General features: G+C 74.2%; 25 protein-coding genes. 9 read left to right on the top strand and 16 right to left on the bottom strand.

The window, feature by feature from the left end; translation table 11 throughout:
- Window positions 1-88: 88 nt before the first annotated feature.
- The 7 genes from Sru02f_RS23335 to Sru02f_RS23305 all read right to left on the bottom strand — a co-directional run bounded on the left by Sru02f_RS23335 (window position 89) and on the right by Sru02f_RS23305 (window position 9,691).
- Window positions 89-1,048, bottom strand: a complete 960-nt coding sequence (locus tag Sru02f_RS23335; RefSeq protein ID WP_109028920.1) for a threonine/serine dehydratase — start codon at window positions 1,046-1,048, stop codon at window positions 89-91.
- 26 nt (window positions 1,049-1,074) lie between these two features.
- Window positions 1,075-1,752, bottom strand: coding sequence for an AIM24 family protein (locus Sru02f_RS23330; protein WP_109028921.1), 678 nt, complete (start codon window positions 1,750-1,752; stop codon window positions 1,075-1,077).
- 11 nt (window positions 1,753-1,763) lie between these two features.
- Complete coding sequence (locus Sru02f_RS23325; protein WP_109028922.1) at window positions 1,764-3,068, bottom strand: CAP domain-containing protein; 1,305 nt, start codon at window positions 3,066-3,068, stop codon at window positions 1,764-1,766.
- 91 nt (window positions 3,069-3,159) lie between these two features.
- The gene (locus tag Sru02f_RS23320; protein ID WP_109028923.1) at window positions 3,160-6,126 is read right to left on the bottom strand and encodes a helix-turn-helix transcriptional regulator; all 2,967 of its coding nucleotides are present in this window, start codon (window positions 6,124-6,126) and stop codon (window positions 3,160-3,162) included.
- Window positions 6,127-6,192: 66 nt separating this feature from the next.
- Window positions 6,193-6,546 (bottom strand): UBP-type zinc finger domain-containing protein, encoded by a 354-nt coding sequence (locus tag Sru02f_RS23315; protein WP_109028924.1) that lies wholly within the window; start codon window positions 6,544-6,546, stop codon window positions 6,193-6,195.
- Entirely contained in the window at window positions 6,543-8,018 is a 1,476-nt protein-coding gene (locus Sru02f_RS23310; protein WP_109028925.1) for an ATP-binding protein, read from the bottom strand. Before Sru02f_RS23310 ends, Sru02f_RS23315 begins: the two co-directional genes overlap by 4 nt.
- Window positions 8,015-9,691 carry an NAD(P)/FAD-dependent oxidoreductase gene (locus Sru02f_RS23305; protein ID WP_109028926.1) on the bottom strand — a complete coding sequence of 559 codons (1,677 nt, stop codon included), beginning with the start codon at window positions 9,689-9,691 and terminating at the stop codon, window positions 8,015-8,017. The genes Sru02f_RS23310 and Sru02f_RS23305 overlap by 4 nt, the downstream gene beginning before the upstream one ends.
- Window positions 9,692-9,901: 210 nt before the next feature.
- Here Sru02f_RS23305 and Sru02f_RS23300 point away from each other — a divergent pair, with 210 nt between their 5' ends.
- A complete protein-coding gene (locus tag Sru02f_RS23300; protein WP_174854963.1) occupies window positions 9,902-10,774 on the top strand; it encodes a universal stress protein in 873 nt (290 codons plus the stop codon).
- 16 nt (window positions 10,775-10,790) lie between these two features.
- On the opposite strand, the gene Sru02f_RS23295 is transcribed toward Sru02f_RS23300, so the two are convergent.
- The 3 genes from Sru02f_RS23295 to Sru02f_RS23285 all read right to left on the bottom strand — a co-directional run bounded on the left by Sru02f_RS23295 (window position 10,791) and on the right by Sru02f_RS23285 (window position 13,487).
- Window positions 10,791-12,023, bottom strand: a complete 1,233-nt coding sequence (locus tag Sru02f_RS23295; RefSeq protein WP_109028928.1) for a DUF4032 domain-containing protein — start codon at window positions 12,021-12,023, stop codon at window positions 10,791-10,793.
- Window positions 12,024-12,032: 9 nt separating this feature from the next.
- Window positions 12,033-12,779, bottom strand: coding sequence for an MBL fold metallo-hydrolase (locus tag Sru02f_RS23290; RefSeq protein WP_109028929.1), 747 nt, complete (start codon window positions 12,777-12,779; stop codon window positions 12,033-12,035).
- Between the two features lie 78 nt (window positions 12,780-12,857).
- On the bottom strand, window positions 12,858-13,487 hold the full coding sequence (locus Sru02f_RS23285; RefSeq protein ID WP_109028930.1) for an alpha-ketoglutarate-dependent dioxygenase AlkB: 630 nt from the start codon (window positions 13,485-13,487) through the stop codon (window positions 12,858-12,860).
- Window positions 13,488-13,618: 131 nt separating this feature from the next.
- Here Sru02f_RS23285 and Sru02f_RS23280 point away from each other — a divergent pair, with 131 nt between their 5' ends.
- On the top strand, window positions 13,619-14,242 hold the full coding sequence (locus Sru02f_RS23280; RefSeq protein ID WP_109028931.1) for a TetR/AcrR family transcriptional regulator: 624 nt from the start codon (window positions 13,619-13,621) through the stop codon (window positions 14,240-14,242).
- Window positions 14,243-14,280: 38 nt separating this feature from the next.
- Complete coding sequence (locus Sru02f_RS23275; RefSeq protein WP_109028932.1) at window positions 14,281-15,954, top strand: FAD-binding dehydrogenase; 1,674 nt, start codon at window positions 14,281-14,283, stop codon at window positions 15,952-15,954.
- 34 nt (window positions 15,955-15,988) lie between these two features.
- On the opposite strand, the gene Sru02f_RS23270 is transcribed toward Sru02f_RS23275, so the two are convergent.
- The 3 genes from Sru02f_RS23270 to Sru02f_RS23260 form a co-directional block, all read right to left on the bottom strand.
- The gene (locus tag Sru02f_RS23270) at window positions 15,989-16,342 is read right to left on the bottom strand and encodes a DUF488 domain-containing protein (RefSeq protein ID WP_109028933.1); all 354 of its coding nucleotides are present in this window, start codon (window positions 16,340-16,342) and stop codon (window positions 15,989-15,991) included.
- Window positions 16,343-16,403: 61 nt separating this feature from the next.
- The gene (locus Sru02f_RS23265) at window positions 16,404-16,655 is read right to left on the bottom strand and encodes a WhiB family transcriptional regulator (protein ID WP_003971835.1); all 252 of its coding nucleotides are present in this window, start codon (window positions 16,653-16,655) and stop codon (window positions 16,404-16,406) included.
- Between the two features lie 130 nt (window positions 16,656-16,785).
- Window positions 16,786-17,688, bottom strand: a complete 903-nt coding sequence (locus Sru02f_RS23260; RefSeq protein ID WP_109028934.1) for a LysR family transcriptional regulator ArgP — start codon at window positions 17,686-17,688, stop codon at window positions 16,786-16,788.
- 77 nt (window positions 17,689-17,765) lie between these two features.
- Here Sru02f_RS23260 and Sru02f_RS23255 point away from each other — a divergent pair, with 77 nt between their 5' ends.
- Together Sru02f_RS23255 and Sru02f_RS23250 are read left to right on the top strand one after the other, a co-directional pair.
- A complete protein-coding gene (locus Sru02f_RS23255) occupies window positions 17,766-18,380 on the top strand; it encodes a LysE/ArgO family amino acid transporter (RefSeq protein ID WP_109028935.1) in 615 nt (204 codons plus the stop codon).
- A gap of 97 nt (window positions 18,381-18,477) precedes the next feature.
- Window positions 18,478-19,788 carry an MFS transporter gene (locus Sru02f_RS23250; protein WP_244941713.1) on the top strand — a complete coding sequence of 437 codons (1,311 nt, stop codon included), beginning with the start codon at window positions 18,478-18,480 and terminating at the stop codon, window positions 19,786-19,788.
- 7 nt (window positions 19,789-19,795) lie between these two features.
- Here Sru02f_RS23250 and Sru02f_RS23245 read toward each other — a convergent pair whose 3' ends face one another.
- The 3 genes from Sru02f_RS23245 to Sru02f_RS23235 all read right to left on the bottom strand — a co-directional run bounded on the left by Sru02f_RS23245 (window position 19,796) and on the right by Sru02f_RS23235 (window position 22,329).
- Window positions 19,796-20,251 (bottom strand): cyclic nucleotide-binding domain-containing protein, encoded by a 456-nt coding sequence (locus Sru02f_RS23245; RefSeq protein ID WP_003971831.1) that lies wholly within the window; start codon window positions 20,249-20,251, stop codon window positions 19,796-19,798.
- A gap of 336 nt (window positions 20,252-20,587) precedes the next feature.
- Window positions 20,588-22,066 carry an aminotransferase class I/II-fold pyridoxal phosphate-dependent enzyme gene (locus Sru02f_RS23240; RefSeq protein WP_109028937.1) on the bottom strand — a complete coding sequence of 493 codons (1,479 nt, stop codon included), beginning with the start codon at window positions 22,064-22,066 and terminating at the stop codon, window positions 20,588-20,590.
- 29 nt (window positions 22,067-22,095) lie between these two features.
- Complete coding sequence (locus Sru02f_RS23235) at window positions 22,096-22,329, bottom strand: hypothetical protein (RefSeq protein ID WP_109028938.1); 234 nt, start codon at window positions 22,327-22,329, stop codon at window positions 22,096-22,098.
- Window positions 22,330-22,493: 164 nt separating this feature from the next.
- On the opposite strand from Sru02f_RS23235, the gene Sru02f_RS23230 reads away from it, so the two are divergent.
- The 4 genes from Sru02f_RS23230 (at window position 22,494) to Sru02f_RS23215 (ending at window position 25,220) form a co-directional block, all read left to right on the top strand.
- Complete coding sequence (locus Sru02f_RS23230) at window positions 22,494-22,952, top strand: ATP-binding protein (RefSeq protein ID WP_109028939.1); 459 nt, start codon at window positions 22,494-22,496, stop codon at window positions 22,950-22,952.
- Between the two features lie 186 nt (window positions 22,953-23,138).
- On the top strand, window positions 23,139-24,002 hold the full coding sequence (locus Sru02f_RS23225; protein WP_109028940.1) for a SigB/SigF/SigG family RNA polymerase sigma factor: 864 nt from the start codon (window positions 23,139-23,141) through the stop codon (window positions 24,000-24,002).
- A 74-nt stretch (window positions 24,003-24,076) separates the two neighbouring features.
- Entirely contained in the window at window positions 24,077-24,316 is a 240-nt protein-coding gene (locus Sru02f_RS23220; protein WP_109028941.1) for a DUF5133 domain-containing protein, read from the top strand.
- 61 nt (window positions 24,317-24,377) lie between these two features.
- The gene (locus tag Sru02f_RS23215; protein WP_109028942.1) at window positions 24,378-25,220 is read left to right on the top strand and encodes a DUF1206 domain-containing protein; all 843 of its coding nucleotides are present in this window, start codon (window positions 24,378-24,380) and stop codon (window positions 25,218-25,220) included.
- Window positions 25,221-25,243 lie beyond the last annotated feature (23 nt).

Raw genomic sequence — 25,243 nt, 5'->3', positions numbered from 1 at the left:
CCGCGCGTCCCGGCCCCGTTTCTGACCCTTCTTCAAAAACCCGGGGCCCGCCGGGTGCGGGGCCCGCCGGGTCCGGGCCCGGACCGCGTCAGCGCAGGCCGAAGCGGTCCGCCCACACCGCCATGTCGCCCACCGTGGAGTTGCCCCCGCACACCACGAGCCCGATCCGGGCTCCGTCCCCCACCCGCTCCACCACCCGCCGGGCCGCCGGGAGCAGACAGCCGGCGGCCGGCTCGGTCCACACCTTGGCGTGCTCGGCGAGCGCGAGCGAACCCCGCACGGCCTCCCGGTCCGGCACCACGAGCACCTCGGTGACCAGCTCCGACACATGGTCGTACGTCAGCTGCGAGACGGACGGCGCGCTGAGCGTGGTGACGACCGAGGACAGGGGCACCGTGAGCGGCCCGCCCGCCGCGAGCGCCCGCGACATGGCCTCGGCGCCCTCGGTCTCCACACCCCAGAGCCGCACCCCGGGCCGCAGCGCCCGCAGCGCCGCCGCCACGCCGGCGACGAGCCCCCCGCCCCCGATGCTGACCAGCACGTCGGTGAGGTCGGAGGCGTCCTCGGCGAACTCCAGGCCCACGGTGCCCTGCCCCGCGACCACCACGGGGTCGTCGAAGGGGTGGACCAGCGTCAGCCCCTCCTCCCGGAGCCGGGTGACCAGCGCGAAGGCACTGTCCATGCCGTCGGTGAGCCGCACCAGCGCGCCCGCCTCCTCGGCGATCTCCACGGAACGGGCCGGCGCCGTACGCGGCATGACCACCGTGGCCTTCACGTCCAGGGCGGCGGCCATCACCGCCACCGCGATGCCGTGGTTGCCGCCGCTGACCGCGACGACGCCCGCGGCCCGCTCGGCCTCGGTCAGGGACAGCAGTTTCGCCGTGGCCCCGCGCGCCTTGAACGAACCGGTGCGCTGGAGCAGCTCCAGCTTCGCGGTGACCGGGACGCCGAGCAGCGCGGACAGGCCCGGGCTCGGCACGGTCGGCGTGCGTACGACATGTCCGGCGATCCGCTCGGCGGCGGCTTCGATCTCCGTGATCGCGATCAAGGCAGTCTTCCTTCCGGGGGGAGGGCTCAGTGCTGCTGCGGCTTCTGCGAGGTCGCCTCGCTCGGCCGTACCACGACGAAGCCCTCGCCCTGGAGCACCAGTTGCACGGCCTCGCCGGACCCGCCGCGCAGCATCGAGCCGATCGACTGCGAACGGTGCAGGGAGGTCGCGAGCCCGGCCGACCAGCCGACGACCGCGTCCGTGTCGACGTAGACCGGGTACTGCTGCGAGACCGGGATGACCAGCGGACTGCCCTCGCACACCAGGCCCAGCCTGCCCTGTCCGGTGAAGACACTGTTGAACAGTCCGCCACCGGCGATGCCCGAGCCCTTGACGGTGGCGATGCGGTACGACAACGACGCGTCGAAGCACAGGACGTTGCGGCCGTTGACGGTGAACTCGTCGCCCGGCTCCACCTCGACGATGAAGCAGTTCTGGGCCTCGTTCGCGAACCAGGCCTCGCCCTGTCCGCGCACCGCCATCAGCGGCAGTCCCTCCCCGGTGACCGCGCGCTTGAGCATGCCGCCCACACCCTGGCCCTTGCGCTCGAACTGGAGATTGCCGCGGTAGGCGATCATCGCGCCCTGCCGGGCGTGCATCTCGCCGTTCACGGCGTAACGGATGCACTTGGAGTTCTCGACGGTCATGCCCGGCGCCGTGGCGGGCTGCACCATGTGCTCGCTGGAAAAGAGGTCACCCTTCATGGGGTCATCCTTCAGCCACCGAAGAGTTGCGTCCAGTACGTGCCCGCCCGGCCGCCGCCGGCCAGACCGACGCCGATGTGGGTGAATCCGGCCTTGAGGATGTTGGCGCGGTGTCCCGGGCTGTTCATCCAGCCCTCCACCACCTCGGCGGGGGAGCGCTGGCCGCAGGCGATGTTCTCACCGACCGTGCGCCGGTCCGCGCCCGCGGCGGCCGCCCGGTCCCACGGCTTGCCGCCGCCGGGGTCGGTGTGCGAGTAGAAGTCGCGGGTCACCATGTCCGCGCTGTGCGCCTGTGCCGCCGCGGTCAGCCGGGCGTCGACGGCCAGGGCGGGCAGCCCGGCCCCGGCCCGCTCCCGGTTGGTGAGACCGACGACCTCCGCCGTCGTGCGGGCCAGGCCGTCCGGCGTGAGCGGCACGGCCCACAGCGCCGTCCAGTACGTGTCGCCCGAGGGCCCGCCGGTGACGGACGCCCACCCGGCGTGCGTGAAGGCGGTGTCGTGCAGGGTGCGCCGGGTGCGCTCGGCGCGCAGGCAGTACGCGACGAACTCGGCGGGCGTGCGCGGGCCCGACACCAGGTGCTCGCCGACCGTGAGGTACGCGAACCCGGCCGAGACGACGCGCTGGTGGACCGAGACGCCGTCCCGGGTCTCGACGCTCAGCGTGCCCGCGGCGGCCATGGCGGCGGCGTGCGCGCGGGCCGCCGAGCGGAGCCGGGGATCGCTCCGTACGGCGGGCGAACCGGCCGCGGCACGGGCGGAGTTGACCAGGTCGAGGAACCCGTCGGAGTCGGTGCCGGGCGTGGGCGGTTCCGGTGCCGTGGCCGGCTCCGGCGGCGCGTCGTCGGTCACCTCCACGCCGAAGTCCCGGGCGAGACCGGCGAGTCCGTCCGCATACCCCTGCCCCAGGGCGCGCACCTTCCAGCCCTCGCCGCGCCGGTAGAACTCCACGAGCAGCAGCACGGTCTCCCGCCCGGGCCGCGCGGGGGTGAACCGGGCGACGGCCCGGCCGCGGGCGTCGGTGACACGGACCGTGGGGGAGGGGAGCGCGCCGAGCGGGGTGCCGGGGTCCGACGGGCCGACCGCCACCGTCACGCGCGCGGCGCCCCGCCGCAGCCGCGCCGGATCGACGGTGAGCGTGTCGCCCCGCAGCCTCGCGCCGGGCGCCTCCGGCTGGTTGTAGAAGACGAAGTCCGCGTCGCCGCCGACCTTGCCGCCCTCGTCCGTGACGAGCGCCGACACGTCGAAGCCGCCGGGCACCCGTACGCTCACGGGGCCGCCCGGCAGGGGGACGTTGCCCCCGGGGACCAAGTCGCTCATCGTGCCGTCCTGTGTCGTGGTGCGCGCTCCGGGCGTGGATGTCGGTGCCGGGTCAACGTCCGCCGGGCGGCCGGGGTTCCCCGGGCCCGCCTCAGTGCGACGACGTGGGCTCCGGGGCGACCAGGCCCTGCCGGTGGGCGACCGCGACCGCCTCCGTGCGGCTGGCCGCGTTCAGCTTGGCGAGGATGTTGGACACGTGGACGCTGGCCGTCTTGGCGCTGATGAACAGCTCCTGCCCGATCCGGCGGTTGCTGTGCCCCAGCGCGAGCAGCCGCAGGACGTCCTGCTCGCGGGCGGTCAGCACCGCGGCGCCCGCCCCGGCCCGGGCGGTGCCCGCGAGCCGGCCGCGGCGGACCAGGTCGTCGACCCGCTTGCGCAGCACCGTCGCGCCGAGCCGGTCGGCCTCCCGGCGAACGCTGCCCGCCTCGGCGGCCGCCTCCTCGCGACGGTCGGCCGCCAGCAGGGCGTCGGCCAGCCGCAGCCTGCACCGCGCCCGTTCGTAGGCGTCGCCGTACGTGAACGCGGCCACCGCCTTCTCCCAGGCCGCCGGGTCCGGCGCGGGTCCGGCGACCCGGGACCACTCGGCCTCCGCGCGCGCCAGCCACGCCTGGCCCTCAGGGCCCTGCGGCGTGTCGTCGTAGCCGTGCCCGGCGGACCAGCGGGCGTCGGCCAGCAGCTCGGCCGCAGTGTCCGACCAGCGGGCCGCCCCGGCGTCGTCCCCGGCCCGGCGCAGCTCGGTCACGGTGTCGGCGACGGCGGACAGCGCGAGGGTGGCCAGCCGCAGGGTCACGGTGGGCCGGGTGCCCGCCTCGGTGAGCGTCTCGACGCTGGAGCGCATCCACCGCACGGCGTCCTCCGCGTCCCCGCGCAGCGCCGCCGCGTCGGTCAGCACGACGCCCGCGACCATGCGCGCCATCCAGTCGAACGGCCCGTTCAGCAGGGCCCGCGCCCGGTCGGCCACCCCCGAGTCGCCGCGCGCCAGTGCCACGTACAGCCCCGGCCCGAGGGCGTGACCGTCCACGGCCGACCGCTCCCCGGCGTGCTCGGCGGACTCGCGCAGCACCTCGTCCCAGTGGCCCAGCGTGTACTGCACGAGCAGCCGCAGATACCGCATCTCCCGCGGGTACGGCGAGGACAGCAGCCCCGAGCGGCGGGCCCGGTCCAGTCCCTCGGACGCCCAGGGCAGGCACTCCTCCAGGTCTCCGGACTCGAAGCAGCCGATGGCGAGGTTGAACAGCGCCCTCAGCTCCACGGGCGCGTTGCCCGCCCGCCGCGCCAGCTCGCGTGCCTCCAGAAGCCGCTCCCGGCCCTCGGGGGTGGAGCGGTTGCCGCCCTCCAGGCTGGTCAGCGAGATCAGCAGATCGGCGCGGGCGTCGGTGACCGCCAGCTCCTCGGCGGCCCGCAGCGCCCGGCGGGCCACCCGCAGCGCCGTCTCGTTCTCCCCGACCTGGCGGGCCGCCGTCACATGCGTGGCCGCCGCCCACACCCAGGTCGACGAGGGCGGTTCGGCGGGGATCAGGCCCAGCGCCTCACTGCTGTAGGCGTACGCGGACTCAAGGTTGTCGACGCTCAGCAGATTGCCGGCCAGCGTGTAGCGGACCCGGGCGGCCAGCTCCAGGTCCGCGTCCTGACCGAGGCCGGCCAGTGCGGCGCGGGTGAGGGAGACCGCGCGGTGCAGCTCACCGGCGTGCGCGGCGGCCGCGGAGGCGCGCAGCGTGAGCGTCACCGCGTCCGGTCCGGCGGGCCGGGCGGTGGCGTCGACCGCCGTCCACAGGTCGAGCGCCGCCTCGACGTGCCGCAGCTCCTCGGCGGGCGCGCCGACCCGCTGGGCGTGGTCGGCGGCCTCCAGGGAGGCGGCGAGCGCCTCGGGCAGGTCGTGGCTCTCGCGGTAGTGGTGCGCGCGCTCGGCCGCGCTGTCGGACCGGCGGTCGGGACCGGCGAGCAGCCGGGCGAACGCGCCGTGCAGCCGGGCCCGTTCGCCGGGCAGCAGGTCGGCGTAGACCGCCTCCCGGGCGAGGGCGTGCCGGAAGGAGTAGGTGCCCCCCTCGCCGGAGACCAGCAACTGCCGCTCCACCGCCTCGCGCAGCGCCGACTCCAGCTCCTCCTCGGGCAGCCCGACGGCGTCCCGCAGCAGGTCGTGACCCACCCGTCGGCCCGCCACGGCGGCGGTGCGCAGCACCTGCTGAGCGGTCTCGGACAGCTGCTCGAACCGGATGAGCAGGACGTCGGCCAGCCCGCTGGGGACGCCCCCGGCCGGCGCGTCCGTGGCGGCGACCAGCTCCTCGGCGTAGAAGGCGTTGCCCTCGGCCCGCTCCACGATGCGGCGCACGGTGCTGTCCGGCAGCCGGCGCTCCCGCAGCGAGCGCACCAGCCGGGCCACGTCGGCGTCCGGCAGCGGCCGCAGCTCCAGCCGCTCCACGCCGGGCAGGCGCACCAGTTCGGCCAGCAGCGGGCGCAGCGGATGGCGGCGGTGCAGGTCGTCCGCCCGGTACGAGGCGAACAGCGCGAGGCGGTGGCCCGGGGCCCCGCCCGCCGGCCGCTGGAGAACCCCCCGGCCGAGCAGGAACCTCAGCAGGTCCCGGGAGGACTGGTCGGCCCAGTGCAGGTCCTCCAGGACCAGCAGCAGCGGTGCGACGTCCGCCAGGTCGGTCAGGAGGGCGGCCACGCCCTCGAAGAGCCTGAGGCGCGAGGGCGCGGCGTCGGTCCCGTCGTCCGGCCCGCCGCCGAGCAGCCGGTCGGCCACCGGGTGCCCGGCCAGCACGGCGGCGAACCGCTGGTCGCCGGCGAGCACGCCCAGGATCTCGGTGAACGGCAGATACGGCAGACCCACGTCGCCCAGGTCCACGCAGTGACCGGTGAGCACGGTCGTCCCGGCCGCGGCGGCGCGCCCGGCGACCTCGTCCAGGGTCCGGGTCTTGCCGACCCCGGCGTCCCCGGCCACGAGGACCGCGCGGGCCTCACCGGCGCGGGCGCGTTCCAGTACGCCGGTGAGACGCGCGAGTTCGTCCTCGCGGCCGACGAGCGGGCTGGTGAGTGAGGTCTGCGGCACGCCGCCCATCCTGACACGCGGGTCCGGCAGCGGGCTGCCCGGTTTCAGGGGCCCGGCCGCCGGCCCGCCGCCGGGTCAGCGGTGGAGCGTGCTCGCCCAGTCGTCCGGGACCCGGCCCGCCGGGCCCGGGGAGGGCTGGTCGGCCGGGTGGCTGCCGGGCGGGGCGAGGCCCGGGCCCGACTCGCGCACCTCGCTGGTCGCGTAGTCCCAGTACCACTCCTCGCCCGGCTCGAAGCTCTGCACCAGCGGGTGCCCGGTGGACCGGTAGTGGCCGGTCGCGTGCTGTCCGGGCGAGCTGTCGCAGCAGCCGACGTGGCCGCAGCTCGCACAGCGCCGCAGGTGGAACCACCAGCCGCCGGCCGCGTCGCACTCGGCGCACCCGGTGCCGCTCGGCGGGACGGTGGGATCGATTCCGGTGTCGCTGGTCATACCGGCTCCTCGCTCGGTTCGGCTGTATCCGTCTGGTCGGTTTCCGGGGCGGTGAGCGGCAGGAGGACCTGGAACCGGGTGTCGCCCGGCACGGACTCGACCTGGAGGCTGCCGTGGTGCTTGTCGACCACGATCCGCCAGGAGATGTCCAGCCCGAGCCCGGTGCCCTCGCCCACCGGCTTGGTGGTGAAGAACGGGTCGAAGATGCGCTCCCGGATCTCCGGGTCGATCCCGGTGCCGGTGTCGCGGAACTCCACCAGCAGCCGGTCGTGGTGCAGCGCCGTCCGCACGGTCAGCGTCCCCTCGCCGCCCGCGTCGTTCACCGCGGCGACGGCGTTGTCGATCAGGTTGGTCCACACCTGGTTCAGCTCTGCCGGATAGGCCGGGACCCGCGGCACCGTGCGTTCGTACTCCTTGACGACCTCGATCCGCGGGCCGATCTTCCCGGAGAGCATCAGCAGGGTGCTGTCGAGGAGTTCGTGGACGTCGACCGTCCGGTAGGGCGCCCGGTCGAGCTGCGCGTACTGCTTGGCCGCGTCCACCAGATGGGAGATGCGGGCGGTGGAGTCCGCGATCTCGTTCATCAGCAGCTCGGTCTCGACCGTGTAGTTGAGCCAGCCCACCGCTCCCGGCAGGATCTCCGCGTCCACGGCCGCCGCGACCTGTTCGAGCCACTCGGTGTCCAGACCGGCCTGCACGAAGGTCGGCGCGAGCTGCCAGCCGTGCTCGATGCCGTGGTCCTCCAGCCAGTCGCCGAGGTCGTCCTCCCGGTCGGCGGCCTCCAGCGGGCTGAGCGAGGGGGCCTTGGCCACCCGCTCCGCCGTGCGCTCCTGGATCTCGATGAGTCCCGCGAGCGCCTCGCGGGAGAACGGGCCCTCGGCGATCACCGCGAGCTTGTGCCGCATCTTCGCCACCCGCTCCCGCAGTGACGAGGTGGCCCGTACCGCGGCCGCCGCCGGGTTGTTCAGCTCGTGCGTGAGACCGGCGGACAGCGACCCCAGCGCCAGCAGCCGTTCGCGCTGGCCGATGGTGCGCTGGGTGTTCTTGGACCCGAAGAACAGCCCCTCCAGCAGGTGCACCGCCATCGGGAACCACTCCCGCATCACGGCCGCGAAGGTGTCGGCCGGGAGCACGAAGAACCGGGTCGGCTCGGTGACCCGCATGGAGTTGTTGTAGACCTGCGGCACCCGGTCGCCGACGTAGGCCTGCATCGCGCCCGCGTACACCCCGGGCTGCGAGGTGCGGTTGGTCTCCACGTCGTCCGCGCCGACCCGGCGGGACAGCACGACCGTCCCCGCCAGCATCACGTAGAAGCAGGTGGCGTCCTCGCCCTCGGCGTACACCGGGCCCGGGTCGAACAGCTCCACCCGGCCCTCGGCGCACAGCCGGCCCAGCTGCTCGGGCGTCAGCTTCTCGAACAGGAACAGCTTCCCGATCTCCTCGGGGCTGCACGGCATCGGCCGCCCGCTCACGACTGCTCCAGGTACCGGTGGACGAGCATCACGGCCATGGCTCCCTCTCCTACGGCGGACGCGACCCGCTTGGCGGACTCCGCGCGGGCGTCACCCGCCACGAACACGCCCGGGACGCTGGTCTCCAGGTGGTACGGCGGCCGGTCCAGCTCCCAGTCGGCCGGCGGCCGCCCGTCGGGGGTCAGATCGGGCCCGGCAAGGATGAACCCGCGCTCGTCCCGCAGCACCGTGCCGTCCAGCCAGTCGGTCAGCGGCGCCGCGCCGATGAACACGAACAGCCACTGCGCGTCGACGAGTTCGGTGGCGCCGTCGACCGCGTCGCGCAGGGTGAGCCGCTCCAGGTGGCCGTCGCCGTGCGCGCCCTCGACGACGGTGGAGCAGCGCACGTGGATGTTGGGCGTCTCCTCGATCTGCTGGATCAGGTAGTACGACATCGACGCCGCCAGGGACTCGCCGCGCACCAGCAGGGTCACCGACTTGGCACCCCGGGCCAGGTACATCGCGGCCTGCCCGGCCGAGTTGGCGCCGCCGACGACGTACACGTCGTGGCCCTGGCAGGAGGCCGCCTCGGTCAGCGCCGAGCCGTAGAACACCCCGCAGCCGGCCAGGTCCTCGGTGCCCGGCGCGGCCAGCTGCCGGTAGGACACGCCGGTCGCCAGGATGACGCTGTGCGCGGCGATCGCCGAGCCGTCCGAGAACCGTACGACGCGCGCCGCGCCGTTCGCCTCCAGGCCGGTCACCTCGCGCGCGGTGAGGATCTCGGCGCCGAACCTCGCCGCCTGCCGCCGGGCCCGCTCGGTGAGCTGGCCGCCGGACACTCCGTCGGGGAAGCCGAGGTAGTTCTCGATGCGGGAGCTCTGCCCGGCCTGCCCGCCGGTCGCCGACCGCTCCACCAGCACCGTGCGCAGCCCCTCCGAGGCCCCGTACACGGCCGCGCCGAGCCCCGCCGGGCCGCCGCCGATCACCACCAGGTCGTAGAAGTCGGCCGTCGGCGTGGTCGCCAGGCCCACCCGCGCCGCCAGCTCGGGCGCCTCCGGCTCCACCAGCGGGGTCCCGTCCGGCGTGATCACCACCGGCAGCCGCTGCCCGTCCTGCCCGGCCGCCGACAGCAGTCGCCGCCCCTCCGGCTCGTCCGAGGAGTACCAGCGGTAGGGCACCTGGTTGCGGGCCAGGAACTCCCGGACCTCCGAGGACCGCGCCGACCAGCGGTGTCCGACGACCTTGGTGCTGGGCACCGGACGGTGGTCGCCGGCCCGCCAGGCCTGGAGCAGGTCGTCCAGGACCGGGTAGAGCTTCTCCTCGGGCGGGTCCCAGGGCTTGAGCAGGTAGTGGTCCAGATCGACGACGTTGATCGCGTCGATCGCCGCGTTGGTGTCCGCGTACGCCGTCAGCAGCACCCGCCGGGCACCCGGGTAGACGTCCAGGGCCTGTTCCAGGAACTCGATGCCGTTCATCTGCGGCATCCGGTAGTCGGCCAGGATCACGGCCACCAGGTCGCCGCGGAGTTTCAGTTCCCGCAGCGCGTCGAGGGCCGACTCGCCGGACTCCGCGCGCACGATCCGGTACGTGGCGCCGTAGCGCCGCCGCAGGTCGCGGGCGACGGCGCGGGACACCCCCGGATCGTCGTCCACGGTCATGATGACGGTCCGTGTCTCCGCGTCGGCCTGTGCCATACGTCCCCCACGTCGAGCGGCCGGGTTCACGGCACGGCGTCCCCGTCACCGCACCGGCCTGCGGCCATCGTATGTTCGATCGCGGGTCCTCGCTCGGGCGGCGGGGACGGGCCGCCGGCGTCCGTAAGCTCCCCCCGCGCGGCCGTGCGGACGGCTTGGGGAAGACTGGGCTCCGAGAACGACGTTCCCGCGACCCAGGGAGGGACCCGCATGACGCGCCCGATCACGGCAGGCTCGGACGGTTCGGAGGAGAGCCTGGCCGCACTGGCCTGGGCGGCGAGGGAGGCGGTGCGCCGCGGTGCACCGCTGCACGTCGTGCACGCCTGGCGGTTCCAGGGGCAGGGCGTGGCCGACGCGGTGGACCGGGAGACGCAGGAGGGGTGGGCGCGGGATGCCCTCGCCCGGGCGGTCGGCACCGTCGCCGAGCGCCATCCCGGTCTCACGGTGACCACCGACGTCCGCGAGGGCGACGCCGTCGCGGCCCTGCTCGCCGCCGCGGCCGACGCCGAGACGCTGGTCCTCGGCTCGCGCGGCCACGGCGCGGTCGTCGGCTTCCTGCTCGGCTCGGTCGGCCAGCAGGTGATCGCCGAGGCGACCCGGCCCGTCGTCCTCGTCCGGGCCGGTGACGAGGCCGCCGCCGAGGCGGGGGGCCGCGAGGTCGTGGTGGGCCAGCAGGGCGAGCCGGAGGACAGCGCCGACGTCATCGGGTTCGCGTTCGAGGCGGCCGCCGCGCGGGGCGCCACCGTGCGCGCCGTGCGGGCCTGGGCCCTGCCGACGGTCTTCACCTACAGCCCCGGCTCGATGGCCCTCGCGGACGAGGCCGGAGGCCTGGAGCAGTACGAGCGCAAGGCGCTCGGCGAGGCTCTCGCACCGTGGCGCGAGCGCTTCCCCGACGTTCCGGTGGTGGAGCACGTGGAGATGGGCAGCGCGGGCCAGGTCCTGCTGGCGGTGTCCGCCGACGCCCAGCTGATGGTCGTCGGCCGCCGCGCCCGCCGTACGGCCGTCGGCGCCCGGATCGGCTCCGTGGCGCACGGCGTGCTGCACCACGCGGAGTGCCCGGTGGCGGTGGTCCCGCACAGGTGAGCGGCCGCCGCGCCGCTCAGTCGGCCGTGGGCTGAAGGGTCTCCCGGGCCCTGGGCAGGATGTTGACGAGGTAGTCCTCGACGGCCGTGTCCAGGCCGATGTCGTGCTGGGCCCGCTCGGAGAGGTACCAGCGGTGCTCCAGCAGCTCGTGGTAGATCTCCGCCGGGTCCATCGCGCCGCGCAGCTCCACCGGCACGGCGCGCACGGTGGGCCGGAAGACCTCGCGCACCCAGCGGTGGGCGAGGACCTCCGGGCGGGCGCCGAGGGGGTCGCCCGGGGCGTAGTCGTCCTGGGTGGCCATCCAGCTCTCCAGGTCGTTGAGCAGCCGTCTGGCCTGGTTCTCCTCGGCGTCCAGTCCGGTCAGGCGCAGCAGCTGGCGCTGGTGGTGGCCGGCGTCGACGACCTTGGGCACGAAGGTGACCGTGTCGCCGTTGGAGGCGTGCTCGATCTGCATCTCGGCGACGTCGAAGCCGAGGTCGTTCAGGCGCCGGATGCGGCGCTCGATGTAGTGGTACTTGCCCGCCGGATACACGGAGGTACGGGTCAGCTCCTGCCACAGGCTCCGGTAGCGGGCGCAGATCTCGGTGCCGAACTCGACCGGGTCGACGGAGGGGTGCAGCGCCCCCGAGGCCTCCAGGTCGAGCAGTTCGCCGCTGATGTTCACCCGGGCGAGGTCGAGGTCGTAGTCGCGCTGCCCGTCGCTGAGCCGCGGGTGCAGGTCGCCGGTCTCGGCGTCGACCAGGTAGGCGGCGTAGGCGCCCGCGTCGCGCCGGAAGAGCGTGTTGGACAGCGAGCAGTCCCCCCACGCGAACCCGGCCAGGTGCAGCCGGACCAGCAGCACCGCGAGGGCGTCCATCAGGCGGTGCATGGTCGCCGGGCGCAGCGTCGTCTCGAACATCGACCGGTACGGCAGCGAGCCGCCCAGGTGCCGGGTGACCAGCACCGGTTCCAGCGCCTCACCGGCGGCGTCGGAGCGGCCGGTGACCACGGCCAGCGCGTCCACCGCCGGGATGGCGAGCCGGTCCAGGTCGCGCAGCAGCTGGTACTCCCGCAGCGCGGGCCGCTCGGCCAGCTCCTTGACGGCGATCACCTCGTCCCCGGCGCGCGCGTAGCGGACCACGTGCCGGGAGATGCCGCGGGGCAGCGGCACGAGGTACTCCTCGGGCCACTGCTCCAGCGGCAGCTGCCAGGGCAGTTCGAGCAGGAGCGCGGGATGCTCCGGATTGGTGGCGCTGATCTGCAAGGCCATGCCCCGACTCTAGAACGCCCGTTCCCGGGCCAGGTCCGCGGCGTCCTTCACCGGCCCCCGGTGGACCGGACCGTGGCCCGGCAGCAGCACGTCGCCCTCCAGACCGGCGACGACGTCGAGCGAGGCGACCGCGCCCGCCCGGTCGTGGTGGAACAGGTCGGGCAGCAGCTGCGGTCCCTCGGTCCGGGAGATGGCGTGGCCGCTCACCAGCGCGTCGCCGGAGATCACCACGCCGGCGTCGGGCAGGTGGTAGACGCAGTGTCCGTCGGTGTGCCCGGGGGTGTGCACCGGCACGGGCCGGCCCGGGAGGTCGAGGGCGCCGTCCGCCGGGAAGGCCGCGGGCGCGGTCACCGGGTGCTGCTCGGTGCCGCCGGTGCGCAGCACGTGCCGCATCCACGGCAGTACGCCGGGCCGCCAGGCGTTGCGCAGCACCGTGCCGACCGACACCTGCTGGAGGTAGTCGCGCCGGGCGTGCGGCACCTCGGCCTCGTGCAGCAGGACCGGGGTGCCGTGGGTGGCCCGCAGGTACTCGGCCGAGCCCAGGTGGTCGTTGTGGGCGTGGGTGATCAGCACCGCTGCCACCGCCTCGGGCGAACTCCCGACGGCGGCCAGGGATTCGAGCAGCGCCCGGCGGTCGCCGGGGTATCCGGTGTCGACGAGCGTCACCGCGTCGCCGTCGGTGAGGATGACCCAGTTGGTGTTGCCGCCGTGCACCAGGTAGGTGCCGTCGGCCACTTGCCGTACGTCCGCGCTCATGGTCTCCCGCGTTCCAGGTCGGTGGTCCCCCGCGCGGGACAGCCAACCAGAAACCGGGCGCGGGCGGTTGCCCGGCCCTCAGCGCACGCCGTGCGGGCGGAACTGGACGCTGATGCGGGGCCCGGCGGCGCGGGTGCTCTTGGGGACGCAGTGCTCCCAGGTGCGCTGGCAGGAGCCGCCCATCACGATCAGGTCACCGTGGCCCAGCGGGCGGCGCACGGTCTCGCCGCCCCCGCCCACCGGGCGCAGCAGCAGGTCCCGGGGCGCGCCCACCGAGAGGATGGCGACCATCGTGTCCTGGCGCGCGCCGCGGCCGATCCGGTCTCCGTGCCAGGCGACGCTGTCCCGGCCGTCGCGGTAGTGGCACAGGCCCGCGGTCGTGAACGGCTCGCCCAGCTCCTCGGCGTAGTGCGCCGACAGGGCGTCGCGCGCCTCCGTCAGCAGGGGGTCCGGCAGCGGGTCGGCCGCACCGTAGAACGCCAGCAGCCGGGGCACGTCGACGACCCGTTCGTACATCTCACGCCGCTCGGCGCGCCAGGGGACCCCGGTGGCCAGCCGCTCGAAGAGCGCGTCGGCGCCGCTCAGCCACCCGGGGAGCAGGTCGATCCAGGCACCGGAGCCGAGGCGGGTGCGGCGGAGCCCGTCGAGGGAGCCGAGCCCGACCTCGTCGGTCTGGTCGAAGAGCGAGCCCTGGAGGTGCGTGGTCATGGGACCAGCGTACTCCGTGTTCGAAACTGTGTTCTATTCACCGCTCGACGGGGAAAGGGCACGCCCGCGCCCTTTCGATACACGGCTGTATCCGATACATTCGCGCATCGAACGGAGCGAAGGGGCCGGGCATGGTGGTGCGGGAGACGACCGGGCGGGTGACCAGACGCCGTGCGCGCACCCGCGCCAACCTCCTGGACGCCGCCTTCGAGGTGTTCGCCGTCAAGGGGTTCGGGCGGGTGTCGATCGAGGAGGTCTGCGAGGCCGCCGGGTACAGCCGCGGCGCCTTCTACTCCAACTTCGCCAGCCTCCACGAGCTGTTCTTCGCCCTCTACGAGCAACGGGCCGGCCAGATCGCCGAGCAGGTGTCCGCGGCCCTCGCCTCCGACGGCCCCGACCTGGACGTGCCGGCCGCCGTGGAGCGCGTCACCGAGGTGCTGCTCCTGGACCGGGACTGGCTCCTGGTGAAGACGGACTTCCTCGTGCACGCCGCCCGCGACCCGGACGTCGCCCAGACCCTGCTGGAACACCGGGCCCGGCTCAGGCGGGCGATCGCCGACCGGCTCGCCCGGGCGCGCGGACACACCGCCCTGCCCGCCGTGCTGGGTGACGCGGAACACGCCGCGCACGCCGTGGTCGCCGCGTACGACGGGGTCACCACCCAGCTGCTCCTCGACCGGGACGTCGCACACGCCCGGATCTGGCTCGGACAACTGCTCACCGCGCTGCTCACCGACGGCAGCACGCGTCACTGACCACGGGGTCACCGACACAACAGGAAGGGACGGTCGCCATGGATGCCGACGTCATCGTGGTCGGAGCGGGTCTGGCGGGCCTGGTCGCGGCCCACGAGCTGACCAGCCGGGGCCGGAGGGTCGCGCTGGTGGACCAGGAGAACGCGGCCAACCTCGGCGGGCAGGCCTTCTGGTCCTTCGGCGGCCTCTTCCTGGTCGATTCCCCGGAACAGCGCCGCCTCGGCGTCAAGGACTCCCTCGACCTGGCCTGGAACGACTGGCAGGGCAGCGCCGGATTCGACCGGACCGAGGACGAGGACTCCTGGGCGGTGCGCTGGGCGCGGGCGTACGTCGAGTGGGCGGCGGGGGAGAAGCGGTCCTGGCTCGCCGGGCACGGCATCACCTTCCTGCCCACCGTCGGCTGGGCCGAGCGCGGCGACCTGAGGGCGGGCGGCCACGGCAACTCCGTACCCCGCTTCCACATCGCCTGGGGCACCGGCACGGGGGTCGTCGAGCCCTTCGTGCGGTACGCGAAGCAGGCCGCGCGGGACGGACTGCTCACCTTCCACCACCGCCACCGCGTCGACCACCTGGTGGTCGAGGACGGCACGGCGCGCGGGGTGCGCGGCACGGTCCTCGCCCCGGACGACTCGCCGCGCGGCGTCGCCTCCAACCGCGACGCGGCCGGAGAGTTCGAGCTCACCGCCCGGGCCGTGGTCGTCACCTCCGGCGGCATCGGCGCCGACCACGACATCGTCCGTCGCCACTGGCCCGAGCGCCTGGGCACCCCGCCCGCCGAGATGGTCACCGGCGTCCCCGCCTACGTCGACGGACGGATGCTCGGCATCAGCGCCGAGGCGGGCGCCCGCCTGGTCAACCGGGACCGGATGTGGCACTACACCGAGGGCGTGCGCAACTGGGACCCGATCTGGCCCGGCCACGGCATCCGCATCCTGCCCGGACCGTCCTCGATGTGGTTCGACGCGCTGGGCCGCCGGCTGCCGGAGCCGTACCTGCCCGGTTACGACACCCTGGGCACCCTGCGCCACCTGCGCACGGCCGAGGGCCTCGCGGAACACGACCACTCCTGGTTCGTCCTCACCCGGAAGATCGTCGAGAAGGAGTTCGCGCTCTCCGGCTCCGAGCAGAACCCCGACATCACCGCCAAGGACCGCGCCGGCTTCCTGCGCGAACGCGTGCTGGGCAAGGGAGCACCGGGTCCGGTGGACGCGTTCCTGCGCCACGGCGCGGACTTCGTCACCGCGCCGAACCTGGAGCAACTGGTGGAGAAGATGAACCGGTTGACGGACAAGCCGCTCCTGGACGCCGCCGCGCTCCGGCGCCAGATCGAGGCCCGCGACTTGCAGATGGCCAACCCGTACGCCAAGGACGCCCAGGTGCAGGGCATCCGCAACGCCCGCCGCTACATCGGCGACCGCCTCGGCCGGGTCGCCGCCCCGCACCGCATCCTCGACCCGGCGGCCGGCCCGCTGATCGGCGTCAAGCTGCACATCCTCACCCGCAAGACCCTCGGCGGCATCCAGACCGACCTCGACTCCCGCGCCCTGGGTGCGGACGGCACTCCGGTCGAGGGCCTGTACGCGGCCGGTGAGGTGGCCGGCTTCGGCGGGGGAGGGGTGCACGGGTACAACGCGCTGGAGGGCACCTTCCTCGGCGGCTGCCTGTTCTCCGGGCGGGCGGCGGGCCGGGCCGCGGCGCGGCAGACCGCCTGAGCGGCGGACCCGGTGGTCGCCCGGTCCGCGCCGCTCACACCTCGTCGAGGAGACGGAGCAGCACGGCGGCGTGGCTCTCGCCGGGCGATCTGGCCGCGGTCAGCAGCGTCACGTCGCCCGACCCGGCCAGCTCCCGTACCCGGTCGAGGAGTTCGCTCGCCTCCGGGGCGCTCAGCTCCGCCTCGTACCGGCGCGCGAACTCCTCGTACGAGCCCTCGCCCGCGTGGTACCAGCGGCGCCGCTCGGTCGACGGGGTGAGCCCCTTGGGCCACTCGTCCACCCGCGCCGCGTCCTTCGACACGCCCCGGGGCCACAGCCGGTCCACGAGGACGCGCACGCCGTCGTCCGGCTCCGCCGGGTCGTAGACCCGGCGCACACGTACGCTCACGGCGGTCCTCCCACGGCCGACGGTCCCCGCGCCGGGCTACCTCCGGCGCGGGCGGCGAGGGTCAGCCGGACCTCCGGCGCGCGGCCTCGCGCCGCTTGAGCGCCCGGCGTTCCAGCTCGCTGGTGCCGCCCCAGACGCCGAGGGTCTGCCCGGTGTCGAGTGCCCAGCGCAGACACTGCTCCTGGACCGGACAGGTCCGGCAGACCGCCTTGGCCTGCTCCGTCTGCAGAGCGGCCGGACCGGTGGTGCCGATCGGGAAGAAGAGGTCGGGGTCCTCCGTCCGGCATGCCGCGTGCTCGCGCCAGTTGTCCATCAAAGTCACCTGCGATCGGTATCGTTCGCGCCCTCGTGCATGGCATGGCTTACTCCGTTGCGGGTGACCTGTCGACCGCGGGGCGAAACCGGTGTGGTGCTCGTGAGTTGCCGGGTCCGTCGCCGTGCGCCTACCGGCTCAGCGCGTCCGCGGCCGCCCTCACCACCGCGTCCGCCACCGTGGCCAGCGCCGGGGAGTCGAGCTTCCACTGCTGCCAGTACAGCGTGACGTCCACCGCGAGGTCCGGTGCGAAGGTGACGAGCCGGCCGGTGCGCAGCAGGGGGTCGGCCTGCGGCTGCGGGACCATGCCCCAGCCCAGCCCGGCGGCGACCGCCTCGACGAAGCCCTCCGAGGTCGGCACGTAGTGCCGTGCGGCGCTCGCGCCACCGTGACCGAGCCGGCGCGCGAAGGAGTCCTGGAAGTCGTCCCGCCGGTCGAAGACCACCACCGGGGCGTCGGCAACGGCCTCCCGTGGCGGCGCGTCCAGCTGCCGGGCGGCGAACTCGGGGGCGGCGCAGGGGAGATAGCGCATCCGGCCCAGCGTCCGGACCGTGCAGCCCGGCACCGGTTCCGGCGAGGACGTCACCGCGGCCATCACCACGCCCTCCCGCAGCAGCGTCGCCGTGTGGCCCTCGTCCTCCCGGCGCAGTTCGAAGCAGAGGGCGGGCTCCCGGGGGATGCGGGTGAGGGCGGGCAGGAACCAGGTCGCCAGCGAGTCGGCGTTCACCGCCACCGTCACCCGGGTCGGCTCGCCCTCCCCGCGCAGGCCCAGCTCGGCCGAGGCGTCCCGCTCCAGCCGCGCCACCTGGCGGGCCAGCCGCACCAGCACGGCTCCGGAGTCGGTCGCCCGCACCGGCTTGGTGCGCAGCAGCAGCACCCGGCCGGTGCGCTGCTCCAGTGCCTTCACCCGCTGGCTGACCGCGGACGGCGTCACGTGCAGGGCGGCGGCGGCCGCGTCGAAGGTGCCCTCGTCCACGACGGCCAGCAGGGTGCGCACCTGGTCCAGCGGCAGATCCGCCAAGGTCGGCGTCATGTCGTCATCACACTGGCTAATGATACGTAAGAATCTTTAGCTGTACGTCCGGTGATCGTCCGCTTAGCGTCGAGGGCATGAACAACGCCCTCACGGCGGCCGCCGCCGGTTTCGGTACCGGCCTCTCGCTCATCGTCGCCATCGGCGCCCAGAACGCCTTCGTCCTGCGTCAGGGGGTCCGCCGTGACGCGGTGCTCGCCGTGGTCGGCATCTGCGCGCTGTCCGACGCCGTGCTCATCGCCCTGGGCGTCGGCGGGGTCGGCGCCGTGGTGGTGGCGTGGCCGGGCGCGCTGACCGCCGTCGGCTGGATCGGCGGCGCCTTCCTGCTCTGCTACGGAGCCCTGGCGGCCCGGCGGGTGTTCCGGCCGTCCGGGGCGCTGCGGGCGGACGGCGACGCCGCGGGCTCGCGCCGCCGGGCCGTGCTCACCTGCCTGGCGCTGACCTGGCTCAACCCGCACGTCTACCTCGACACCGTGTTCCTGCTGGGCTCCGTCGCCGCCGACCGGGGGCCGCTGCGCTGGACCTTCGGCCTCGGAGCCGCCGCCGCCAGCCTGGTCTGGTTCGCCGCGCTCGGCTTCGGCGCCCGCTACCTCGGCCGCTTCCTGTCCCGGCCCGCGGCCTGGCGGGTCCTCGACGGACTGGTGGCCGCCACGATGATCGTCCTCGGCGTCTCCCTCGTCGCCGGGGCCTGAGCGGGCCGGATCCGGCCGTATACGTCCCGGCTGGCTCGAACGAAGCTGCGATAGTGATCCCCGCAACCGAAAGATGTACCGAGCATGTAGGAAGCGCGTGGACACCAGCGAGAGCAGCAGCGAGAGCGGCACCGAACCGGACGCGAAGGCCTCGGCGCCGGACGGGACGCGGCAGCGCGGATGGCGCCGCTGGGCCATGGACACTCGGCCCCTGCGCCGCCCGGCCTACCGCAGACTGTGGTCCTCGACCGTCGTCACGGCCGTCGGCAGCCAGCTCACCGCGGTCGCCGTGCCCAAGCAGATCTACGACATCACCGGCTCCTCGGCCTGGGTCGGCGCCGCGAGCCTCGCCGGGCTGCTGCCGCTCATCGTCTTCGCCCTGTGGGGCGGCGCGGTGGCCGACACCGTGGACCGCCGCAAGCTGCTGCTGATCACCAACACCGGCATCGCGGTGACCTCGCTGCTCTTCTGGATACAGGCGGCCACCGGCATGGCGTCGGTGGCCGCGCTGATGCTCCTGCTCGCGCTGCAACAGGCCTTCTGGGGCCTCAACGCCCCGGCCCGCAACGCCTCCATCGCCCGCCTGGTGCCCGAGGACGAACTGCCCGCCGCCAACGCGCTCGGCTCGACCGTCATGCAGACCGGGCAGGTGGTCGGTCCGCTGCTCGCCGGTGTGCTGATCCCGGTGATCGGACTGCCCGAGCTGTACCTGATCGACGCGCTGGCCCTGTGCGTCACCGTGTGGGCGGTCTACAAGCTCCCCGCGCTGCCGCCGCTCGCGGGCACGCCGGTCCGGCGCGCGGGCGTGCGCGAGGTGGTGGCCGGCTTCCGCTACATCGCCCGGCACAAGGTGCTGCTGCTGTCCTTCCTCGCCGACATCGTCGCCATGGTCTTCGGCATGCCCCGCGCCCTGTTCCCGCAGCTCGCCGCCGAGACGTACGCCCCGTACGGCGAAGGGCTCGCGCTGGGTCTGCTGTTCGCGGCGATCCCCATCGGCGCGGTGGCCGGCGGACTGTTCTCCGGCACCTTCTCGCGGGCCCGCCGGCACGGCTGGATGGTGATCGGCGCGGTCGTCGTCTGGGGGGCCGCCATCACCGGCTTCGGGCTCAGCGGCAGTCTGTGGCTCGCGGTCGCCTTCCTGGTCGTGGCCGGTGTCGCCGACATGGTCTCCATGGTGTTCCGCGGGGCGATCCTGCTGTCCGCCGCCACCGACGAGATGCGCGGGCGCATGCAGGGCGTGTTCACCGTCGTCGTGGCGGGCGGCCCGCGGCTGGCCGACGTCCTGCACGGCGGCGCGGGCTCCGCGGCTGGCGCCCGGGAGGCCGTGGCCGGCGGCGGGCTGCTCGTCGTGGCCGTGATGCTGGCCCTGGCCGTCGCGATGCCCGCGCTGCGCCGCTACCGCGTCTGAGGGCGGCTCACAGGGAGCCGCGCCCGTGCAGGGCGTAGTGCTCCATGAGCCGGCCCCGGGTGGACTCCAGCCGGTGCGCGAGGATCTCCGCGACCGACCGCACCAGCACGATGCCCAGCTGCGGGTCCCGCTCGCACAGGTCGAGCACCGAGGCCGCCTCGAACTCGTAGGCGCGCACCGGGCTGAACGCCTCGGCGCCGAAGTCCCACTCGTAGGGCGGGAACAGCCAGGACCAGCCGAGCAGGTCGCCCACGCCGAGGCTGGCGACCGTGACCCGCTGCAGGGAGGTCACCTGCTGGGTCAGGGAGACCGCGCCGGAGCGGATGACCCAGAAGCGGTCCGCCCTGCCCCCTGCTTCGAAGATCCGGTCGTCCTCCGGGAAGGAGACCTCCTGGGCCAGCTCCATGAGCCGCGCGCGCTGGGGGAGGGGGAGGGCGTTCAGCAGTTTGATCGCTTTGGTCATGGCACGGGGCTCCTCGCCGGCGATTCGGTTCCGGGGCTTTCCCTATGCCCATTTCAGTCTCTGTCGCCGCGCTGAGCACCTCGGCGGACGGCGGGATCCCGTACGGATTCCGTGCCGGAACCGGGGACGGGGGCGCGAGGGCATGAAAAAGCCCTGGCCGGACGGGGGAGGCCGGCCAGGGCCGTAAGCGGTGACCGCGGAGGACATTTCGGTCGACTCCGTCGCCACGTATGGATGAACGCTAAACCATCTCTGGGCGTTCCGCGAAACCGGCACCGGGACACGTGACCCGTTTCACTCACCCGGCACCCCGTCGTTTCACTCACCGGGCTCCGCTCACGCACCGTGCTCCGCGACGACCCGGACCGTCTCCAGCGCCGGATCGGTCGGGTCGGGGAGGTACATCCCCGCCTCCAGGCCGCTGCGCAGATAGCGCAGGACCGGCTCGGCCAGCCGCTCGCCGGGCAGCACGGCCGGAATGCCGGGCGGATACGGAGTGATCATCTCCGCCGCGACCCGGCCGGCGGCCCGGTCCAGGGGCACGTCCTCGGTGGGTCCGAAGAACGCGTCCCGGGGCAGGCACACCTGAGGCATCCGCAGCTCGGCCGGCGACGGCACCTCGACGCGCGGAGCGGATTCCAGGCCCGGGGCGGCGCGGGCCAGGTCCTTGAGGGCGGTGAGCAGTTCGTCGGCGGTCCCCCGGTCGTCGCCGTGGGTGATCTGCGCGCCGATGCGGCGGTGGTCGGTGATGTGGGCGACCACGCCGCGGTGCTCCCGCAGCCAGTCCGCAGCCCGGAAGCCCGAGACACCGAGCCCTTCGAGGTCGATGACGACCGGCAGCGGATCGAAACCGTGGGCCGGCCCGGGACCGCAGAAGTCCTCGCGGTCGTTGACGTGCATGCCGTCGATCTCCTCGACGGCCGCCCGGACACCGGCCGCCAGCTCCAGCGCGCCGCTCATCAGCTCCTGCCCGCCGAGCGCCATCTGGCGGCGCCACCCGTCGAGACCGGCGAAGATCAGCACCGACGGGCTGGTGGTGCTCAGCAGGTCGGCGCGCATGCCGAGCAGCTTGGGCGGCACCAGGTCGCCGCGCAGGTGGAACACCGAACCCTGTTCGAGACCGCTGCCCATCTTGTGGATGCTGGTCACGCAGATGTCCGCGCCCGCGTCCATCGCCCAGGACGGCAGATCCGGGTGGAAGGGCAGGTGCGCCCCCCATGCCTCGTCGACGATCAGCGGCAGCGAGCGCCCGTGGCAGACCTCGGCGACGGCTCGCAGATCGGCGCTCGCACCGTACGGCGTCGGGCTGGTGACCAGGGCACCCTTGGCGTCGGGATGCGCCTTGAACGCCTCCTCGAACGACTCGGCGGTCGGCGGATGGGCCAGATGCCGTTCCGCGTCCCAGCGCGGTTCGACCCACACCGGCTCGATGCCGGACAGGATCAGCCCCGAGACCACGGACTTGTGGGCGTCCCGGCCGATCAGCAGCTTCTCGTGCGGCCCAGCCACCGCCAGCATCGCCGCCTTCACCGACAGGGAACTCCCGCACGTCGAGAAGAACGTGTGATCGGCGTGCACGGCGTCCGCCATCAGCTCCTGGGCGCGCTGCAGCACCCGTCCCCGGGTGAGCCGGTCGTCGAGTCCGGCCGTCGCCAGCACGTCCCCGTGGAACACGGCGTCACCCAGCACCTCGCGCACCGCGGGGTCCGCCCCGCGCGCCTGCTTGTGCCCGGGCGGCGTGAACGACAGCCGTCCTGCACGGCGGTATTCGACGAGGGCTTCCAGGACCGGTGCTCGGCGGTGATCGACTGTCATGCCGACCCGGTTTCCCGCCCGGCGCCGCGTCAATCCGCCGGGGACCGCCGGTCCGCGTTCCGGCCCGGAGTCAGCACCTCGTCCAGCACCCGCAGCACCGCCTCGTACGCCACCGTCCGTACGGCGGCCTCCCTGGAGCCCTCCGGGTCGGTCGACCGCAGCGCCTCGCTGCGCGCCCGCCAGCTCCGCCCCTCCTCCAGCGCACAGGCCCTCGCGCGGTGCATCCGGCGCAGCAGTTCGTCCGCGTCCACAACATCCGTCATGCACTCCGCGTACCCCCGCAGGGCGACCGGATGGCCCGTGGGCCGCACGGAGGACCGGAGGTTTGCCCCTACCGGCAGAGGTCAGCCGAAAGTGACGGGCCCAACGGCGCGCGCAGCGCCGGACCGGGCCGTCCGACCGACCGACCAGGGAGCGGAGCTGACCGATGCGTGACAGGGACACGACTCAACCCGTCGTCGAGCAGCGCGGCGGGGACACGGGCCGCAGGTACCGGCCGTGCCGGCCCGCCGACGCGCGCGCGGCGGTGGAACGCGCCGTCACCGAGTGCCGCGGCGCCGGCGGGCGGGCGTCGTGCGACCCGTGTGCCCTGTCGGACGCCGTGCTCGTCGCCTCGGAGCTGACCACCAACGCCATCCTGCACGGCGGCGGCATCACCGACTTCCAGGTCGACGTCGTGGGGCCGGGCGTGCGACCGGGCGTGCGCCTCTCGGTGTGCGACCGCAGCCACGACCTGCCGGTGGCGGTGCCGGCCACCGACGACCGGGGCCGTCGACGCCTCGGCGGCCGGGGCTGGCCGATCGTCTGCCGGCTGGCCCGCGAGGTGCGGGTGGCAGATCTTCCCTCGGGCGGCAAGTGCATCACCGTGGTCGTTCCGCTGTCCTGATGACTTTTCGAAAAGCGGAGTTTGTTCCACCGGGCCGGGGGCAGTCGCAGATTCGTGCTTCGGACCGGAGGCGCAGCAGCGGGAGCGGTAGGGCTGCTTCGGTGCCCCGGCTGTGCCGGGGACGACACCCGGACAGCGCCGTTCCCGCGGAAAGTCCCTGAGACCACCGTTCAGGAGCGGATCCGCATGCTCATAGAAACGCCCACCATCCGTCCCGGTACCACCCAGTCCGCCCAGCCCTCGACCACCCCCGCACGCCGCCGCCACGACGACGCCCCCGACACCATGGCCCTCTTCGGCCGCCTGGCCGGGCTGGCGGACGGACCCGAACGCGACGCCGTCCGCGACGAACTCGTCACGGCATGGCTGCCCATGGCCCACCGCATCGCCGGGCGGTTCCGGGACCGCGGGGAGTCCATCGAGGACCTCCGCCAGGTCGCTGCGCTCGGCCTGGTCAAGGCCATCGACCGCTTCGACCCCGAGCGGGGGGCCTTCGAGAGCTACGCCGTGCCCACCATCACCGGCGAGGTCAAGCGCCACTTCCGCGACCGGATGTGGGCCCTGAGGGTGCCCCGCCGGGTCCAGGAACTGCGCAACAAGGTGCGCGTCGCCCGCCGGGAACTCGCCCAGAGCCCGGGCAGTCCCGAACCCTCGGTGGCCGCCCTCGCCGCCCACACCGGGCTGAGCGAGGACGAGGTCGGCGCCGGGATGGAGGCGCTGGAGAGCTTCAGCACCCTCTCGCTGGACGCCGAGCTGTCGGCGGGCGACGACGGCTACAGCCTCGCGGACACCCTCGGCGCCGCCGACACCTCGTACGACACGGTGATCGACCGCGAGTCCGCCAAGGAGGGCCTGCGCAGGCTGCCCGAACGGGAGCGCGCCATCCTCTACATGCGCTTCTTCGAGGACATGACGCAGAGCCGGATCGCCGACTGCCTGGGCATCTCGCAGATGCACGTCTCCCGGCTCATCAGCCGCAGCTGCGCCCGCGTCCGCGACGAGGCGATGGGACAGCGCACGGCCCGCCCCGGCCACCCGGCGCGGACCTGATGGCGGCAACCGGGGCCACCGGGGCCACGAGGGCCACAGGGGACACGGAAAGTGACAGGGAGGGGACGGGACGGATGCTGATGCCACACCCCGCGGTGCTGCGCAGACTCCTCGCGGAGTACGAGGCCGCCGCGGTGAACGAGCCCGCCGACGCGACGGGCGAACCGGGTCCGCGGACCCGGGACCTGGCGTACACGCTGTGCGTGTCGACCGGCACGCGTGAGGTACGGCGGGCCCTGGAGACGGCCCGGCGCCACCTCGCGGACGCGCCGGAGCCGGTGCCCGGCGCCGCTCACGCGGGCGTGGCGGACTGAGACGGAAGACGGCCGGGCGCACGTCGGTACCACCGCGTGCGAAGTCGGGGAGGGGATCCACATGAACGCAGGTGTCGCGGGCGGTCTGGCCCGTACCGGGCGGGGCCGCGCCCGGCGGGCGGCGAACGGATCGGCGGCCGAGGGGGCGGCCCGGGCGGGACTGGCCGCCCGCGGGGTCATCTACCTGCTGGTCGGCATCCTGGCCCTGCAGATCGCCTTCGGCGGCGGGAACCGGCAGGCGGACCGGGGCGGCGCCCTGGCCGAGCTGTCGGACCGGCCCTTCGGCGCGGTGCTGCTGTGGGCGCTGGGCGCCGGACTCGTCGGCATGGCCCTGTGGCGGCTGTCCGAAGCGCTCTTCGGAGTCACGGGCAAGGACGGCCGCACGGCGAGGAAACGCCTGCCCGCCGCCGCCCGCTGCGTCTTCTACGCGTTCGTCGCCTACTCCGTCCTCGCCTTCGCGGCCGGAGCAGGCGGCGGCGGTTCCAGCGACCGGCAGTCCCGGGACATCACGGCCCGGGTGATGGAGATGCCCGCCGGCCGGTGGCTCGTGGGCGCCGCGGGTGCCGCGATCGTCGTCGCCGGGGTGGTGATCGGCGTACAGGCGCTGCGCCGCAGCTATCGCAAGAAGATGAAGCTCGGCGGACTGAGCCCCCGGGCCCGGCTGCTGGTCGACGTCACCGGAGTCGGCGGCGGGACGGCCCGCGGCATCGTGTTCGCCGCGGCGGGCGCCTTCGCCGTACGGGCCGCCGTCGCCTACGAACCCGACCGGGCGAAGGGACTGGACGACACCCTCCGTTCCTTCGCCGACACCTCCCTCGGCCCCTGGCTGCTGGCCTGTGTCGCCGCGGGCCTGGTGCTGTTCGGCGTCTTCTCCTTCGCCCTCGCCCGCTGGCGGAGGGTCTGAGAGTCCCGGCACGGGGAACACGG

It is taken from the genome of Streptomyces rubrogriseus (assembly GCF_027947575.1).
Lineage (GTDB): Bacteria > Actinomycetota > Actinomycetes > Streptomycetales > Streptomycetaceae > Streptomyces > Streptomyces rubrogriseus.
The sequence above is the reverse complement of the archived record's forward strand: the minus strand, read 5'-3'. Positions and strand labels throughout refer to the sequence as shown.

Bases quoted from the DNA above. Each gene is read 5' to 3' on its own strand.
- Sru02f_RS23300 (WP_174854963.1), top strand. From the start codon at position 9,902: ATGACGCGCCCGATCACGGCAGGCTCGGACGGTTCGGAGGAGAGCCTG.
- Sru02f_RS23215 (WP_109028942.1), top strand. From the start codon at position 24,378: ATGAACGCAGGTGTCGCGGGCGGTCTGGCCCGTACCGGGCGGGGCCGC.
- Sru02f_RS23230 (WP_109028939.1), top strand. From the start codon at position 22,494: ATGCGTGACAGGGACACGACTCAACCCGTCGTCGAGCAGCGCGGCGGG.
- Sru02f_RS23235 (WP_109028938.1), bottom strand. From the start codon at position 22,329: ATGACGGATGTTGTGGACGCGGACGAACTGCTGCGCCGGATGCACCGC.
- Sru02f_RS23315 (WP_109028924.1), bottom strand. From the start codon at position 6,546: ATGACCAGCGACACCGGAATCGATCCCACCGTCCCGCCGAGCGGCACC.
- Sru02f_RS23260 (WP_109028934.1), bottom strand. From the start codon at position 17,688: ATGACGCCGACCTTGGCGGATCTGCCGCTGGACCAGGTGCGCACCCTG.
- Sru02f_RS23265 (WP_003971835.1), bottom strand. From the start codon at position 16,655: ATGGACAACTGGCGCGAGCACGCGGCATGCCGGACGGAGGACCCCGAC.
- Sru02f_RS23280 (WP_109028931.1), top strand. From the start codon at position 13,619: ATGGTGGTGCGGGAGACGACCGGGCGGGTGACCAGACGCCGTGCGCGC.
- Sru02f_RS23275 (WP_109028932.1), top strand. From the start codon at position 14,281: ATGGATGCCGACGTCATCGTGGTCGGAGCGGGTCTGGCGGGCCTGGTC.
- Sru02f_RS23225 (WP_109028940.1), top strand. From the start codon at position 23,139: ATGCTCATAGAAACGCCCACCATCCGTCCCGGTACCACCCAGTCCGCC.
- Sru02f_RS23285 (WP_109028930.1), bottom strand. From the start codon at position 13,487: ATGACCACGCACCTCCAGGGCTCGCTCTTCGACCAGACCGACGAGGTC.
- Sru02f_RS23325 (WP_109028922.1), bottom strand. From the start codon at position 3,068: ATGAGCGACTTGGTCCCCGGGGGCAACGTCCCCCTGCCGGGCGGCCCC.
- Sru02f_RS23245 (WP_003971831.1), bottom strand. From the start codon at position 20,251: ATGACCAAAGCGATCAAACTGCTGAACGCCCTCCCCCTCCCCCAGCGC.
- Sru02f_RS23305 (WP_109028926.1), bottom strand. From the start codon at position 9,691: ATGGCACAGGCCGACGCGGAGACACGGACCGTCATCATGACCGTGGAC.
- Sru02f_RS23320 (WP_109028923.1), bottom strand. From the start codon at position 6,126: ATGGGCGGCGTGCCGCAGACCTCACTCACCAGCCCGCTCGTCGGCCGC.
- Sru02f_RS23290 (WP_109028929.1), bottom strand. From the start codon at position 12,779: ATGAGCGCGGACGTACGGCAAGTGGCCGACGGCACCTACCTGGTGCAC.
- Sru02f_RS23330 (WP_109028921.1), bottom strand. From the start codon at position 1,752: ATGAAGGGTGACCTCTTTTCCAGCGAGCACATGGTGCAGCCCGCCACG.
- Sru02f_RS23220 (WP_109028941.1), top strand. From the start codon at position 24,077: ATGCTGATGCCACACCCCGCGGTGCTGCGCAGACTCCTCGCGGAGTAC.
- Sru02f_RS23255 (WP_109028935.1), top strand. From the start codon at position 17,766: ATGAACAACGCCCTCACGGCGGCCGCCGCCGGTTTCGGTACCGGCCTC.
- Sru02f_RS23240 (WP_109028937.1), bottom strand. From the start codon at position 22,066: ATGACAGTCGATCACCGCCGAGCACCGGTCCTGGAAGCCCTCGTCGAA.
- Sru02f_RS23295 (WP_109028928.1), bottom strand. From the start codon at position 12,023: ATGGCCTTGCAGATCAGCGCCACCAATCCGGAGCATCCCGCGCTCCTG.